The following is a 14,498-nucleotide window of genomic DNA, read 5'->3' as shown; positions in this document are numbered from 1 at the left end:
TGCCGAACACACGGCCTTCCCTGCGCGATGGTCGGACGGCTTATGCCGCGCTCTCCCGGGAGCCGAATTCCTTCTGGCCTCCCTCGCGCCTCGCGGAATTCACCGGCCTTCGCGCCGGTTGACGCGATTGCCGCCTCCGCAAGAGCTTGACCGTAGCAACGACGGCCAGGACCACACGGTTTTGCCGTACGCGCGGTTCGCTTGACCCCACCGGCTCCGACGGCCTTGTGCACATTGCCATCGAAGACCTGACGGGACGAACCTGTCAGCGCCGTTCGTCCGCACGACGTTTGGGCTCACGGAGAGCAATCCGCCCTGCCCTTGCCTTCGTGCCCGACGCTGCCGCGTCCACCGCAACCCGGCCCGCGTTTCGAACGACTCGCGAACCGCCCCTCTTCGTCGGGCCGGGCTGTTTCGACTTATGCCGCAATTCCGAATTTCGGTAAAGTGGAATATTTTGCGAGAATGGGTTGACGGGGCAGCGACACAGCCGGTCTCGTAGGGTGGGTTAGCGTTCAGCGTAACCCACCTCTTTCGTTTCTGCATCGGCAGAAGTGGTGGGTTACGCTACGCCAACCCACCCTACGCAGTCGCGCCTCACGCCACCGCCGTGTCCGGAATCCTTGCGGCTTCCATTGGCTGCTTGCCGCGGATCAGGTCGGAGGCACGATCCGCGATCATCATCGTGGACGCATTCAAATTCGCCGAGATCATACGCGGCATCACGGAGGCATCGATGACGCGGAGGCCTTCGAGGCCGTGGACGCGGAGCTGGTCGTCGACCACCGCCCAGGTCGAATCCGCCGGGCCCATGCGGCAGGTGCAGCCGGGGTGGAAGGTGGTGGTGCCGCGCTGGGTGGCGGCTGCCAGGAATTCGTCGTCGGTGTTGACGTTGGGGCCGGGAAAATCCTCGTAGGCGTAATAGGGCGAGAGCGGTGCGGACTTCAAAAGCTTGCGCGCGAGCTTCATGCCGCCGACGATGACGCGGCGGTCGAGCTCAGCGTCAAGATAATTGGTCTGGATAACAGGCGGCGCGAACGGATCGGATGAGCGGATGCGGACATAGCCGCGACTCTCGGGCCGCTGCTGCCAGGATGCGACCGTCATGCCGGGCTCGTCCTCGAGCTGGCCCTGCACGCCTTCCTTGTAGGACGCCGGCGTGAAGGTGAGCTGCAGGTCGGAGCTCTCGGCGCTCTCGCCGGAATGCCAGAAGCAATAGACCATGGTCGGCGACAGCGACAGCAGGCCGCGGCGCGCGGTCGCCCATTTCATCGCCTCGACCCAGAGCCGCCAGCCGCGGCGGAGCTCGTTGATGGTCTTGATGTCCTTGACCCGCGCCACCGTACGCGGGGCGTAATGGTCCTGAAGGCCTTCGCCGACCGGCAGCGCGTGACGCACGGCGATGCCGTGCTGCTGCAGCAGATCGGGCGAGCCGATGCCGGAGAGCTGCAGGAGCTGCGGGGAATTATAGGTGCCGCCGGAGAGGATCACTTCCTTGTTGGCGCGCACTTCGACGGGCTGGCCGCCGCGGCCGCCCTTGCTGTAGCGCACGCCGACCGCGCGCTTGCCTTCGAAGATGATCTCGGTCGCGTGCGCATGGGTGCGCACATGCACGTTCGGCCGTTTCATCGCGGGCTTGAGGAACGCGGTGGCGCCGGAGACGCGCAGGCCGTTGTTGATGGTGCGCTGGCAGTAGGAGACGCCTTCCTGGGTCTTGCCGTTGTAATCGGGGTTGCGGGGAATGCCGAGCGAGACCGCGCCTTCCATGAAGGCCTCGCAGAGCGGATCGCGCCAGTTCATGGTGGTGACGATGAGGTTGCCGTCGCGGCCGCGATAGGTCTCCTCGCCCTCGCCGATCCGCTTCTCCAATCGCCGGAAGTAGGGCAGCACGTCGGCATAGCCCCAGCCGCGATTGCCCATCTGCGCCCAGGTGTCGAAATCCATGCGCTGGCCGCGATTGTAGATGTGGCCGTTGATCGAGGAGGAGCCGCCGAGCGTCTTGCCGCGCGGCGCGTAGATGCTGCGCCCGCCGGTCCAGGGACCGGGCTCCTGCTGGTAGGCCCAGTTGATGCTCTTCATGTGGAAGGTCTTGATGAACCCCGCCGGCAGATGGATGTAGGGGTGCCAGTCGGACGGGCCCGCCTCGAGCACGCAGACGCTGGTGTTGGGATCCTCGCTGAGCCGGCTGGTGAGCACGCAACCGGCGGAGCCCGCGCCGACGATCACATAATCAAATCTATCCATGGTCCCTCGGCCGCCCCTAGCGCGGCTTGTCGTTGAGTTGGAATTCCAGATGCGCCTGCACCGTCGGCCATTCGGCGGCGGTGATGCTGTAGACGACCGTATCGCGCAAGGTGCCGTTCGGCGCGATCTGGTGGCTGCGCAGGATACCGTCCTGCTTGGCGCCAAGGCGCTCGATGGCGCGGCGGCTCTGGTGGTTGAAGAAGTGCGTGCGGAACTCGACCGCGATGCAGTTCAGCGTCTCGAAGGCATGGCGCAGCAGCAGCAGCTTGCACTGCGTGTTGAGCGGGCCGCGCTGCGCGCTCTTGCCATACCAGGTCGAGCCGATCTCGACGCGGCGGTTGGCGGCATCGATGTTCATGTAGGTGGTCATGCCGACGATGGTGCCGCCGGCGTCGAACACGGTGAAGGGCAGCATCGAGCCCGCGGCCTGCAGGCCCAGGCGGCGGTCGATCTCCTTGCCCATGTTTTCCGGCAGCGGGATCGCGGTGTACCACAGCTTCGACAGCTCGCCGTCCTTGACCGCCTCGACCAGCCCCTCGCGATGATCATGCGACAGCGGCTCGAGACGGGCGTGCTGTCCGCGCAGGGTGATGGGATCGGGCCAGGGCATTTGAAGTCTCTCTCCGTTGTCATTGCGAGGAGCGAAGCGACGAAGCAATCCAGACTGTCACCGCTGACGCATTCCTGGATTGCTTCGCTTCGCTCGCAATGACGGTAACTAGCACCGTTTACTTGTTTAGGAAATTGAGCGGCAATCCGCCGCGCGGCCAGTCCATGGCGATCAGCTCGCCCCTGCCCGACAGCGTGATGTAGGCGGTCTTCAGCTCGGGGCCGCCGAAGGCGATGTTGGTGGTGACGCGGTCGCCGGTCGGGACCTGCTCGATCAAGGTGCCGTCGGGCGCGATCACCGAGATGCAGCCGGAGACGAGCGTGGCGACACAGACATTGCCGCCAGCTTCCACCGCGAGCGAGTCGAACATCTGGTAGCCGCCGAGGCCGCAGATCGGCTTGCCGCGCTCGCCGCGATAGATCGGATCGCGCGGCTTGAGCGTGCCCGGCGCCGAGAGCTCATAGGCCCAGAGCCGCCCGGTCGGCGTTTCCGCGATGTAGACAATGTTCTCGTCCGGCGACAGGCCGATGCCGTTGGCCGGCAATACGCCGTGCACGACTTCGACGATCTCGCTCATCCCGGGCTTGAGGTAGTACATGCCGCCGACGTCCATCTCGCGCGCGCGGCGCTTGCCGAGATCGGAGAACCAGAGGCCGCCGTGCTTGTCGAAGACGAGGTCGTTCGGCCCGCGCAGATCGTGCGCGCCGCATTTGGTCACGACGGTCTCGACCTTGCCGGATTGCAGGTCGACGCGCTGGATCGCGCCGCCGAGATAATCGTCCGGCTGCGGACCCGGCATGATCATCTTGCCGGCCGGGATCCAGGAGAAGCCGCCATTGTTGCAGATGTAGATCTTGCCGTCGGGCCCGAGCGCGGCGCCATTCGGGCCGCCGGGAATCCTGGCCACGATCTCCTTGCGGCCGTCGGGGTAAACGCGGGTCAGGCGCTGGCCGCGGATCTCCACCAGCACCACCGAACCGTCCGGCATCACGACCGGCCCTTCGGGAAATTCGAGGTCGGTGGCGAGAACGCGGACGTTGGACATTGGAGACCCTCCCGGCTGCTTGTTATGGCTTGCGCGGGGTGTCCAGCACGGAGCTCCGCAGGCAAGATTTGCCTGCGGTTATGGCAAAGTCGCCGGAGCTTGCCAAGCAAGCGGGACGGTATGCCAGCGTTGCGTGTTACTCCCGCACCGGTATCCAGATTTCGAAGCCGCCGTTGCCAGTCGCCGGATCGAATTTTTCGTCATAGCGCTCGAAGTTCGGCGCATCCGCGGCTTTCAGGCCGGACGCCGGCAGCCATTGATTCCAGATCGTGTTGACGGTGCGGCGGATCGAGGCGACGTGGTCCTCGTGCGTGAACACCGCATAGCGCTGCTCTGGAATGCGGATGCGGCCGAAGCGGCGCGGCAGGTCGGAGAAATCGGCGACCTCGACGCCGGCGATGTAGTCGAAATTGCCGGCATCATCGCCGTTGCAGCAGACGCCATAGGCGACGTTACCGATGCGCGCGGGAATGTCGGCAACCTCCCGATTGAAGCGCTGCCATAGACCAGGGATCATGGCACCATTGTCGCAGGAGATGCGCTCGGCGAGACCGGCGATGAGAAAAGCCTTGGCGGTCTCGAAGCGCGGTGGGGCGAGGGTATCGAGCATGGTGGAGTCCATGAGGATCGGCTCCTGTAGCCTGAGCTGGTTGACGCACGCTGCCGCCCTCACCGCTTCGGGCGTGGTGCCGAATTGGTCGCGGAACGCGCGGGTGAAAGCTTCGTGCGAGCCGTAATCCGCCTCCAGCGCCAGCGACAGGATGTCGGGTGCGCCCTTTGCCAGACGGCGCGCCGCCTCACTCAGCCGCCGCGCGCGCACGTAGCGCATCACCGGCAGACCGACGGCTGCGGCGAACGCACGCACGATGTGGAACCGCGACACGCCCGAGATCGCAGCGATCTCGTCGAGCGTCATCGGCTCGGCCAGATGGCTTTCGATATACCAGAGCGCGCGCTGGGCTGGATTCATGGCGATTTGGGCCCTCGTTCGAAGCACCGCGATGGTGCGCCGGTCATGCCCGCTCCGCTTGATCGGCATTGCTGTGCTTCGCATGAGGTTAGCCGGCCAACGGCCACTGGCAACGCCCCGGTGTTCGTGGCTACACTCGTCCGAACCGCTCACGAGAAAGAGGAAACGGGATGGACATCACCGATGTGCGCGCGCACCACATCCGCATCCCCTATGACGCCGGTGTCGCGAGCTTCCGCCAGGGCGCTTCCGCCATCACGGCGCTGGACATGGTGCTGGTCGAGGTCACGACCGATGCCGGGCTGACCGGCTGGGGCGATGCTTTCGCCTATGTCTGTCCGCGCACCACGCGCAGCGCGGTCGAGGAGATGATCGCGCCGCAGGCCCGCGGGCTGAAGGTGCCCGATGCGGCCGGCATTGCCGCATTGATGGAGCAGATCCAGCGCAACCTGCATCTGTTCGGCCGCTACGGCATCACCATGTTCGCGATCTCCGGCCTCGATATCGCATTTTGGGACCTGGCCGCGAAGGCCGCGGGCGTGCCGCTGCATCGCCTGCTGGGCGAGATCAGGCGCACGGCGATTCCGGCTTACGCGAGCCTGCTCCGGATCGGCGCGCCCGACAACATCGCCGCCGAATGCAGAAAAGCGCTCGCGCTCGGCTATGGCGCGATCAAGCTGCACGAGACCACGATGCCCGCGGTGCTCGCCGCGCGCGAAGCGATCGGCCCCAACGTTCCGCTGATGGTCGACATGAACTGCCCGCTGACCGGGGAGCAGGCGATCGCCTTCGCGAAGACATGCCGCGACGCGCAGCCGATGTTTCTGGAGGAGCCGGTCTGGCCGCCGGAAGACTTCGCCACGCTTGCCGAGGTGCGCAGCAAGAGCGGGCTCGGAATTGCCGCCGGCGAGAATGCCTGCACCGAATATCAATTCCGCCAGATGATGGAGGCGGGCGCGGTCAGCCACGCCCAGCCGTCAGTCATCAAGGTCGGCGGCATCACGGAATTCCTGAAGGTCGCAGGCTTGGCCGATCGATCCGGCGTCAAGATCGTGCCGCACTCTCCTTACTTCGGCCCGGGCCTGCTGGCGACGCTGCATCTGCTCGCGACGCGCGACGACGGGCTGGTCGAGATGTTCTATCTGAAGCGTGAAGCCTGCCTCTGGGGCGGCCGCGCCGATGTCGATGCAAGCGGCCATGTCGCGGTGCCCGCAGGACCCGGGCTCGGCTACGAGCCCGATCGTGGCGTGATGGAGCGCTATCGCGTGGCGTGATCGGCGCGCCTATTTCGCAGCATCCTTCGGCGGCGGCGCGTCCTGCTTCTTCTTCAGATCCTCGGCGGTCTTCGCCTGGGCAGCCTGGAGATCGAGAAGCGTCTTCTGCAGGCCGGCGATGGCCGTCTTCAACGCATCGATCTGGCGACCCGCCGCATCGAGCTTCTGCTGATGATCGAGGGAGAGCTTGGTGATCGTCTTCTGCAGGAAGTCGACATTGCTCTGGAGGCAGCTGGTGCGGCGCTCCATGGTCTTCTCGACCGTGCAGATCTCGATGCCAGGCACGTCCTGCCCGAGCACCGGCAGAGGCGCCAGCGTGGCGAGCAGCAACATTGCGAAACAAATGCCGGCGTTTCGAAGCAGCATGAAAGTTCCTCGGCCAGTCGATCACATCAATGTGCGCTGTTTGCGCGCTGCTGCGTGAGGCTACCACACTCGCACCGCATTCTCGCGTTGAGCTTGGGCTCGTTCCCCTGGGACGGGGAGCAGTGAACCGCACGCGGACGAAGTGGGCACTCTCCGCGGCTTTGTTTAGGGGAGATTTTTGGAATGGCAACGCGCGATAGACGTTTGGCGGAATTCGACGGCGCCGGAGAACCACCGCCGGGCCTGCCACTCGAAGTGCTGTGCGAGGATCACAGCGGGACATATCAATTGCCGTTCGCCTGCCGCTATGTCGAGGGACGCTGGCAAAACCACGAGGCCGGGATTGCGGTGGAAGCAACCGTGATCGGCTGGCGCCTGCCCCGCGTGAAGCAGCGCGGGGCCGCCTGAAGGCGTTCTCTGTTTCAAAATGCGACGGGGCCGCGCTGCGCTTTAACCTTCGGAACGCGGCCCGAACGAATCACGTCCGAATCAGCCGAAACGCCTTGTACGCATTTGTTCACGACTAGATGTCGACGCGGTTCGGCAGGCGCGCACAATATCTGCGCAGCCGGCCGGATCGCAGGCGCCTGTCTCCGGGTCCAAAGGTTAATTGTTGCAAAGGCATAGCGCTGCGGTCCACAGCGGATGACCGCCGCCCCTGAAACAGGCAGGGCCGTGCGACGCCTGCCTAATATTCGACCTCGAGCTCCTCGATCTCGGCCGGCTCCTCCTTCGCCGCCGCGACCCATTCCTGCATCTCGGGCATGGCCATGATGGTGTCGGCATAGGCTTTCAGCGGCGGTGCGAGCTTGACGTCGTAGGTCACGAAGCGCGTCACGACGGGAGCGTACATCGCATCCGCCATGGTGCGCTTCGCGCCGAACAGGAAGGGACCGCCCGATCTCTCCAGGCAGTCGCGCCAGATGAACCAGACCCGGTCGATATCGGCCTGCGCCCGCGACCAGATCTTGAAGCCGGGAAAGTGCCCCTTCAGATTGACCGGCAGCGAGGCGCGCAGCGTGGTGAAGCCGGAATGGATTTCGCCGCAAATGGAGCGGCAATGGGCGCGCTGGACGCGGTCATCAGGCAGCAGGCCGGCGTCCGGCATCACCTCGTTGAGATATTCGGCAATCGCCAGCGTGTCCCAGACCACGGCGCCCTCGTGCCGCAGGCACGGCACCAGGATCGAGGACGACAGCAGCAGGATCTCGGCACGCGCCGACGGATCGTCCGGCGCGGTGACGATCTCCTCGAAGTCGAGCCCGGAGAATTTCGTCAGCAGCCAGCCACGCAGCGACCAGGACGAGTAGTTCTTGCTGCTGATGGTCAGTGTCGCCTTCGCCATAGAGCCCTTCCCTCACGCCTGGGCAACGCACCGCCGCGCGTGCGTGCCCGTAATCTGTGCCTACCCGCCCAAGGCGCGCAGCAAGCGACGTGCCAATTTTCCGGGCGGTCCGGCTCCCGTCTGGCTTCGATATTGCATCACGACAGGAGGCAAGTGGGCGCTTCAGTATGATGTCGATGTATTATCAGGCTTTTCAGAACCACATGGACCTGACGGCGCCATGGCGCGCGGGGGCTTCGTCCGCACTCAAATTCCTCAATCTGGTGCCTCAGGGCTCATCGGACCAGGTGGTCGGCCGGCTCTCGGCCGCGCTGGAGCTGATCTCGCGCTCTACCCTCACCTACGACCGTCCTGCCTACGGCATCGACAGCGTCATGGTGGGCAACCGCGAGGTGGGGGTCAGCGAGGAGATCGCCTATGCGACGCCGTTCGGCTCGCTGCTGCACTTCAAGAAAGAAGGCGTCGGCGAGCAACCGCGCATGCTGCTGGTGGCGCCGATGTCCGGCCATTTCGCGACTCTGCTGCGCGGCACGGTGAAGACGCTGCTGCAGGACCACGACGTCTACATCACCGACTGGCACAATCCGCGCGACATTCCGCGCAGCGAGGGCCGCTTCGGGCTCGACGACTACACCGAGCACCTGATCGATTTCCTCGGGCAGCTCGGGCCGCGCCCGCACATGGTGGCGATCTGCCAGCCGTCGGTCTCCGCGCTCGCGGCCGCCGCGATCATGTGCGAGGACAACCATCCCTCGCGCCCGGCGACGCTGACGCTGATGGCCGGCCCGATCGACACGCGCATCCAGCCGACCAGGGTCAACGAGTTCGCCAAGAGCAAGCCGATCGAATGGTTCGAGCGCAATCTCATCAACTACGTGCCGGTGCAGTGCCGCGGCGCCCTGCGCAAGGTCTATCCCGGCTTCGTGCAGCTCACCGCCTTCGTCTCGATGAATCTCGAGCGCCACATCAAGCAGCATCTCGACCTCGCCAACCACATCGCCAAGGGGGAGAAGGAGAAGGCCGCGACCATCAAGACGTTCTACGACGAATATTTCGCCGTGATGGATCTGCCGGCCGAGTTCTACATCGAGACCGTGCGCGACGTGTTCCAGGAGCATCTCCTGCCGCAAGGCAAGCTGATGCATCGCGGCCGTCCCGTGAACACCAAAGCCGTCAGCCGCATGGGGCTGATGACGGTCGAGGGCGAGAAGGACGACATCTGCTCGATCGGCCAGACGCTCGCCGCCCAGGACCTCTGCACCGGCGTGCGCGCCTATCGCCGCGTCCACCACATGCAGGCCGGCGTCGGCCATTACGGCGTGTTCTCCGGCAAGCGCTGGAACAACGAGATCTATCCGCTGCTGCGGGATTTCGTGCACGTGAATTCGTGAGGGAACGGCAGCCTCAGCCCGACCACTCCTCGCCCCACACCTGCACCACGTGGCCGGGCGACATTTCGCGATATTGCCGCACCGGCGGCTGGTAGTCCGGGGTGCGGACCGGGCTTCTGATCTCGTCGTTCGAGGCCTGGCGCCGGGTGCCGCGGCGTGACGGGTCGGGCACCGGCACCGCGGCCATCAACTTTTTCGTATAGGGATGCTGCGGATCGCCGAACACGGCTGCGCGCGGGCCGATCTCGACGATCTCGCCGAGATACATCACGGCGACGCGGTGGCTCATGCGCTCGACCACGGCGATGTCGTGGGAAATGAAGAGATAAGCGAGGCCCATGCTGGCCTGCAGATCGAGCATCAGATTGACGACCTGCGCCTTGACCGAGACGTCGAGCGCGGACACCGCTTCGTCGGCGACGATCAGCTTCGGCCCGAGCGCGAGCGCGCGCGCGATGCAGATGCGCTGGCGCTGTCCACCGGAGAATTCGTGCGGGAAGCGCGCGGCCATGTCGGCGGAAAGGCCAACACGGACGAGCAGGTCGGCGACCTTGTCGCGCGCCTGCGACGCCGTCGCGAGCCCGTTGGCGAGCAAGGGCGCAGCGATCGCCGTTCCCACCGACATGCGCGGATTGAGGCTCGCGAACGGATCCTGAAACACGATCTGCATGTGCTTGCGGACATCGCGTAAAGCCCGGCCGTTCATGGCCAGCACATCCTGGCCGTCGATCAGGACCGTGCCGCTATCCGGCTGCGTCAGCTTCAGGATGGAGCGGCCGGTGGTCGACTTGCCGCAGCCGGATTCGCCGACCAGCGCCAGCGTCTCGCCGGCGCGCAACGTGAAGGAGACGTTCTCGACCGCATGGACGCGGCCCGAGACCTTGCCGAACAGGCCCGAGCGGATCGGAAAGCGCGTCGTGAGGTTTGAGACTTCCAGTAGAGGCCGCTCGGCGGGCGAGACCGTATCGGGCGTCTCGGCCGGCTCGTCCGAGGTACCCGTCACCTTGTCGACGACCGGAAAGCGCATCGGCCGCGTCCGCCCGTCCATCGAGCCGAGCCGCGGCACGGCCGCGAGCAGTGCGCGTGTATAGGGATGCGCGGGCGCGGCAAAGACGCGCGCGGTCGCGTCCGTCTCTACCGCCTGCCCGCCATACATCACCACGGTGCGGTCGGCGATCTCGGCGACCACGCCCATGTCGTGGGTGATGAAGAGGATCGACATCCCCTCTTCCTGCTGAAGCTCCTTCAAGAGCTCGAGGATCTGGGCCTGGATGGTGACGTCGAGCGCGGTGGTCGGCTCGTCCGCGATCAGAAGCTTCGGCTTGCAGGCCAGCGCCATCGCGATCATCACGCGCTGACGCATGCCGCCGGAGAAACGGTGCGGATGCTCGTGGAAGCGCGATGAAGCCGCAGGAATGCGGACGCGATCGAGCAGGCGGACGGTCTCCGCCTCCGCTGCCGCGCGCGACAGGCCGCGATGCTGGATCAGCGCTTCCGCGATCTGGAAGCCGATGGTGAGCACCGGATTGAGGCTCGTCATCGGCTCCTGGAAGATCATGGCGACGTCGTTGCCGCGGATATCCTTCATATCAGCCTCGGGCAGCGCGAGCAGATCGCGCCCCGCCAGCATGACCCGGCCCTCGACCCGGCCGATCTCCTTCGGAACGAGCCGCATGATCGACAGCGCGGTGACGCTCTTGCCCGAGCCGGACTCGCCGACGATCGCCACGGTTTCCCGGGGCGCGATGTCGAACGAGACGTTCCGGACGACGGGAATCCATTGCCGCTCAAGCATGAATGAGGTGGTGAGGCCGGCAACGGAGAGCACCGCGGCCTGCGCGTTGGTGGCGATGGGTTTGGTCGCGGCGCTGGTCACAGGTAGACCTCACGGCCTGCCGCGAAGAAGGTGCGCTCCCTCCCCCGCTTGCGGGGGAAGGTTGGGGAGAGGGTGTCTCCGCAGGCGAGAACCCCCAAGGGGAGATAGCCCTCTCCCGGCGCAACGCGCCGACCTCTTCCGCAAGCGGGAGAGGTAAGAGGAGTTCGTGGCTGCACCGGTGTCGCCATCACCATCACGCCCTCAGTAACCACGCCTACGATCGACCAGACCCGGCAGCTCCTCGCCGCGACGATGCCGCGCGATGACGTCGAGCACGAAATCGACCGCCGTATCAGGCGTCGTCATGCTGGCATTGTGCGGCGTCAGCAGGATGCGCGGATGGCTCCAGAACGGGTGCCCTGCAGGCAGCGGCTCGGGATCGGTGACGTCGAGCACCGCACCCGATAGCGCGCCGCTGTCGAGGGCTGCGAGGACATCAGCCTCGACGAGATGCGGGCCGCGTCCGACATTGACGAGCGCTGCCCCGCGCGGCAGGCGCGCGAACAGCTCGGCATTGAGAATGCCGCGCGTCTGATCCGTCAGCGGCAGCAGGCAGACGAGAATGTCGGCCTGCGCCAGAAATCTTGGCAGGGCGTCGGCGCCCGCATAACAGCTGACGCCTTCGATCTCGCGCGGCGAACGATTCCACCCAAGAAGCGGAAAGCCGAACGTCTTGAGCCGTTCCAGCACGGCCTGGCCGAGCTGGCCCAGCCCCATCACGCCGACACGCCTGCGCCTGGCCGGCGTGATCCGGATCTCGCGCCAGACCTGCTGCCTCTGCTGGCTGATGAAATCGAGGAGATCGCGATGCAGGGCAAGCACGGCCATGGTGACGTATTCGACCATGGTCTCGGCGATGCCGGGCTCCAGCATGCGGACCAGCGGGATGTGCGCCGGGACTTTCGTGGTGTCGAACTGATCGACACCCGCGCCCACCGAGAAGACCAACTCGAGATTGGGAAAGGTCGTCGCGATGTCATCCGGCGGGACCCAGGCCACGAGATAACGCACCGCGGCGGGATCGCCGATATCAGGCCAGAGCCGGAACGGCAGGTCGGGCGCGCGCTCCGCGAAGAAGCGCGCCCACTCGGCGCCGCGCACCATGTTGGCCTTGTAGAGAACCGTCATGCCGGCCTCAGAACGGGCTGACCGGCGCGAGCCGGCGGCCGTCGATCATGCGCTTGTGGCTGTAAGCGGCGGGATCGACCAGCGGCGTCGCGCCGGTCACGAGGTCGGCGGCGAGCTTGCCGGCGGCGGGGCCGATGCCGAAACCGTGGCCGGAGAAGCCGGTGGCGAGGAAGAAGCCCGGCAGCGCGTCGACCGGCGAGATCACCGGGATCGTATCGGGCGTGCAGTCGATGGTGCCGCCCCAGGCTTCCGCGATCTCGATGTCCTTCAAGTCCGGATTCGACTTGATCAGCGCCGCCAGTGCCGCATTGACCAGCGACATGTCAGGCGCGGGATCGCGCACGCGCTCAGCCTCGAACGGCGATGGCTTGTCGAAGCTCCAGCCGGTGCCGCGCATGAGCTGGTCGAAGAACGACTTGCCGAACGAAAGTTTCAATCCGTTCTTGCGATGCTGATAGGTCGGCCAGAACGTGCGCGCGTAACGAAACAGGTCCGGCGACAGCTCGACCGTGCCGCGGTTGCGCAGCGCCAGCGTGAAGCCGCCGTCGAGGCGGCGGCGGATGCAATAGAAATCGGTGCCGAGCGCGCCGGAGGTGATCTCCGGTCCCGGCGTGGTCCGGCACGCGGTGGCGTTGACGAGGCCGATCGGCAGCTCGATGCCGTGGCGGCGGCTGAACAGCGACGACCACGCGCCGCCCGCCAGCAGCACGGATTGCGTGCGGATGGTGCCCTTCTCGGTGACGACGGCACTGACCCTCCCGCCAGTCGTCTCCAGCCCGCGCGCGGCGCAGCCCTGGTGGATGGTGACGCCATGTTTTCGCGCTGCGGTGGCGAGCGCAGGGACAGCCATCGACGGCTCGGCGCGGCCGTCGCTCGGCGTGTGCAGGCCGCCGACCCATGTGTCGGCGTTGCCGGGCATGCGCTCGGCGACCTCGGCCGGCGTCAGCACGGTGGAATGGACTTGCATCTCGCGCGCGACAGCGGCCCAGCGCTCCCAGCTGGCGAGCTCGTCCTTGCTCTTGGTCAGGAACAACACGCCGGTGCGGCGGAAGCCGGCATCGACGCCGGCATCGTTCTGCATGTCCTCCCACAGACGCAGCGCCTCGCGCGCGAGCGGGATCTCCTCGCGGGCGCGCCCCTGCTGGCGGCACCAGCCCCAATTGCGGCTCGATTGCTCGCCGCCGACATGGCCCTTCTCGACCAGCGCGACGGAGTGCCCCTTCTTCGCCAGATGATAGGCGGCCGAGACGCCGATCACGCCGCCGCCGATGACGACGACGTCCACCTGCGCCGGCAGGCGTTCGTCGCTGTTGATGCGGCTGAGCGGCGGGGACATGGGGCACTCCTGGAGTTCAGTTCGAGGTCTTGCGTCATGGGATGTTCATTCGCGGATCGAGCGCGTCGCGCAGCCCGTCGCCGAGAAAGTTGAAGCTGGTCACCGCGAGGGTGATGGCGAGGCCCGGCGCGATCGCGAGCCAGGGCGCGCTGGTCAGATAGATCTGCGCATTGTTGAGCATGTTGCCCCAGCTCGCCGCCGGCGGCTGGATGCCGTAGCCGAGATAGCTGACATAGGATTCGAGCAGGATCGCCTTGGCGACGTTGAGCGTCGCGGCAACGACGATCGGCGCGATCGCGTTGGGCACGAGCTCGCGGAACATGATGCGCAGGTTCGAGGAGCCGAAGGCGAGCGCGGCGACTGCAAATTCCCGCTCGCGCAACGAGCGCACCTGGGCCTCGACCACGCGCGCGACCGCCATCCAGGCCGTCGCTGCGATCAGCACGGTGGTGGTGACGAGGCCGGGCTCGGTGAGCGCGGCGAGCGCCAGCAGCAGGAAGATGGTCGGAAAGCACAGCACGGCGTCGACGAGCCGCATCAGCACCGCGCCGATCGCGCCGCCATAGAACCCTGCAAAGGCGCCGACGACGATGCCGACCGCCATCGCGATCACCATCGCGACAATGCCGATCGAGAGCGAGACCCGGCCGCCCATCATGAGCCGCGCCAGCACGTCACGGCCGAGCTCGTCGGTGCCGAGGATGTGCGCGCCGGAGAGCGGCGGCGCGAACCGCTTCATGATGTCGATGTAAGTGTCGTCGAACGGCAGAAAATAGGGACCGAAGGCCGAGCCGAGCATGAGCACGAGGATGATCAATGCGCCCGCGAGCGCCAACCGATGCCGGCGAAAGCGGCGCCACGCGGCCCGGCCGGGCGCGAGCTGAACGGTGGAAAGGGCTGCGGTCGCCATCGC

The 14,498-nt window shown here is 66.2% G+C and carries 13 protein-coding genes; 3 read left to right on the top strand and 10 right to left on the bottom strand.

Annotated features, from left to right (window positions below):
* Window positions 1–597: 597 nt before the first annotated feature.
* The 4 genes from AC24YW_RS30110 to AC24YW_RS30095 all read right to left on the bottom strand — a co-directional run bounded on the left by AC24YW_RS30110 (window position 598) and on the right by AC24YW_RS30095 (window position 4,869).
* On the bottom strand, window positions 598–2,244 hold the full coding sequence (locus AC24YW_RS30110; RefSeq protein WP_487486108.1) for a GMC family oxidoreductase: 1,647 nt from the start codon (window positions 2,242–2,244) through the stop codon (window positions 598–600).
* Between the two features lie 16 nt (window positions 2,245–2,260).
* Window positions 2,261–2,854, bottom strand: coding sequence for a GNAT family N-acetyltransferase (locus AC24YW_RS30105; RefSeq protein WP_025034446.1), 594 nt, complete (start codon window positions 2,852–2,854; stop codon window positions 2,261–2,263).
* 118 nt (window positions 2,855–2,972) lie between these two features.
* A complete protein-coding gene (locus tag AC24YW_RS30100) occupies window positions 2,973–3,899 on the bottom strand; it encodes an SMP-30/gluconolactonase/LRE family protein (RefSeq protein WP_487486107.1) in 927 nt (308 codons plus the stop codon).
* A 136-nt stretch (window positions 3,900–4,035) separates the two neighbouring features.
* A complete protein-coding gene (locus AC24YW_RS30095; RefSeq protein WP_487486235.1) occupies window positions 4,036–4,869 on the bottom strand; it encodes an AraC family transcriptional regulator in 834 nt (277 codons plus the stop codon).
* Between the two features lie 170 nt (window positions 4,870–5,039).
* Between AC24YW_RS30095 and AC24YW_RS30090 the strand changes: the two genes are divergently transcribed.
* Window positions 5,040–6,143, top strand: a complete 1,104-nt coding sequence (locus AC24YW_RS30090; RefSeq protein WP_487486106.1) for a mandelate racemase/muconate lactonizing enzyme family protein — start codon at window positions 5,040–5,042, stop codon at window positions 6,141–6,143.
* 9 nt (window positions 6,144–6,152) lie between these two features.
* Here the strand turns inward: AC24YW_RS30090 and AC24YW_RS30085 are convergent, their stop codons facing one another.
* Complete coding sequence (locus tag AC24YW_RS30085; protein WP_487486105.1) at window positions 6,153–6,509, bottom strand: hypothetical protein; 357 nt, start codon at window positions 6,507–6,509, stop codon at window positions 6,153–6,155.
* Between the two features lie 183 nt (window positions 6,510–6,692).
* Between AC24YW_RS30085 and AC24YW_RS30080 the strand changes: the two genes are divergently transcribed.
* On the top strand, window positions 6,693–6,917 hold the full coding sequence (locus tag AC24YW_RS30080; protein ID WP_024339451.1) for a hypothetical protein: 225 nt from the start codon (window positions 6,693–6,695) through the stop codon (window positions 6,915–6,917).
* Window positions 6,918–7,197: 280 nt separating this feature from the next.
* On the opposite strand, the gene AC24YW_RS30075 is transcribed toward AC24YW_RS30080, so the two are convergent.
* A complete protein-coding gene (locus AC24YW_RS30075; RefSeq protein ID WP_487486104.1) occupies window positions 7,198–7,854 on the bottom strand; it encodes a glutathione S-transferase family protein in 657 nt (218 codons plus the stop codon).
* Between the two features lie 167 nt (window positions 7,855–8,021).
* Here AC24YW_RS30075 and AC24YW_RS30070 point away from each other — a divergent pair, with 167 nt between their 5' ends.
* The gene (locus tag AC24YW_RS30070; protein WP_487486103.1) at window positions 8,022–9,245 is read left to right on the top strand and encodes a polyhydroxyalkanoate depolymerase; all 1,224 of its coding nucleotides are present in this window, start codon (window positions 8,022–8,024) and stop codon (window positions 9,243–9,245) included.
* Between the two features lie 13 nt (window positions 9,246–9,258).
* Here AC24YW_RS30070 and AC24YW_RS30065 read toward each other — a convergent pair whose 3' ends face one another.
* From AC24YW_RS30065 to AC24YW_RS30050, 4 genes are all read right to left on the bottom strand, one after another.
* A complete protein-coding gene (locus AC24YW_RS30065; protein ID WP_487486234.1) occupies window positions 9,259–11,040 on the bottom strand; it encodes an ABC transporter ATP-binding protein in 1,782 nt (593 codons plus the stop codon).
* Between the two features lie 282 nt (window positions 11,041–11,322).
* Window positions 11,323–12,249 carry a 2-hydroxyacid dehydrogenase gene (locus AC24YW_RS30060; protein ID WP_487486102.1) on the bottom strand — a complete coding sequence of 309 codons (927 nt, stop codon included), beginning with the start codon at window positions 12,247–12,249 and terminating at the stop codon, window positions 11,323–11,325.
* Window positions 12,250–12,256: 7 nt separating this feature from the next.
* A complete protein-coding gene (locus AC24YW_RS30055) occupies window positions 12,257–13,585 on the bottom strand; it encodes an NAD(P)/FAD-dependent oxidoreductase (protein WP_487486101.1) in 1,329 nt (442 codons plus the stop codon).
* 34 nt (window positions 13,586–13,619) lie between these two features.
* Window positions 13,620–14,495, bottom strand: a complete 876-nt coding sequence (locus AC24YW_RS30050; RefSeq protein WP_487486100.1) for an ABC transporter permease — start codon at window positions 14,493–14,495, stop codon at window positions 13,620–13,622.
* Window positions 14,496–14,498: the final 3 nt, after the last annotated feature.

This window comes from Bradyrhizobium sp. USDA3516, assembly GCF_057651995.1.
The sequence above is the reverse complement of the archived record's forward strand: the minus strand, read 5'-3'. Positions and strand labels throughout refer to the sequence as shown.

Bases quoted from the DNA above. Each gene is read 5' to 3' on its own strand.
- AC24YW_RS30110 (WP_487486108.1), bottom strand. From the start codon at position 2,244: ATGGATAGATTTGATTATGTGATCGTCGGCGCGGGCTCCGCCGGTTGC.
- AC24YW_RS30105 (WP_025034446.1), bottom strand. From the start codon at position 2,854: ATGCCCTGGCCCGATCCCATCACCCTGCGCGGACAGCACGCCCGTCTC.
- AC24YW_RS30100 (WP_487486107.1), bottom strand. From the start codon at position 3,899: ATGTCCAACGTCCGCGTTCTCGCCACCGACCTCGAATTTCCCGAAGGG.
- AC24YW_RS30095 (WP_487486235.1), bottom strand. From the start codon at position 4,869: ATGAATCCAGCCCAGCGCGCGCTCTGGTATATCGAAAGCCATCTGGCC.
- AC24YW_RS30090 (WP_487486106.1), top strand. From the start codon at position 5,040: ATGGACATCACCGATGTGCGCGCGCACCACATCCGCATCCCCTATGAC.
- AC24YW_RS30085 (WP_487486105.1), bottom strand. From the start codon at position 6,509: ATGCTGCTTCGAAACGCCGGCATTTGTTTCGCAATGTTGCTGCTCGCC.
- AC24YW_RS30080 (WP_024339451.1), top strand. From the start codon at position 6,693: ATGGCAACGCGCGATAGACGTTTGGCGGAATTCGACGGCGCCGGAGAA.
- AC24YW_RS30075 (WP_487486104.1), bottom strand. From the start codon at position 7,854: ATGGCGAAGGCGACACTGACCATCAGCAGCAAGAACTACTCGTCCTGG.
- AC24YW_RS30070 (WP_487486103.1), top strand. From the start codon at position 8,022: ATGATGTCGATGTATTATCAGGCTTTTCAGAACCACATGGACCTGACG.
- AC24YW_RS30065 (WP_487486234.1), bottom strand. From the start codon at position 11,040: ATGCTTGAGCGGCAATGGATTCCCGTCGTCCGGAACGTCTCGTTCGAC.
- AC24YW_RS30060 (WP_487486102.1), bottom strand. From the start codon at position 12,249: ATGACGGTTCTCTACAAGGCCAACATGGTGCGCGGCGCCGAGTGGGCG.
- AC24YW_RS30055 (WP_487486101.1), bottom strand. From the start codon at position 13,585: ATGTCCCCGCCGCTCAGCCGCATCAACAGCGACGAACGCCTGCCGGCG.
- AC24YW_RS30050 (WP_487486100.1), bottom strand. From the start codon at position 14,495: ATGGCGACCGCAGCCCTTTCCACCGTTCAGCTCGCGCCCGGCCGGGCC.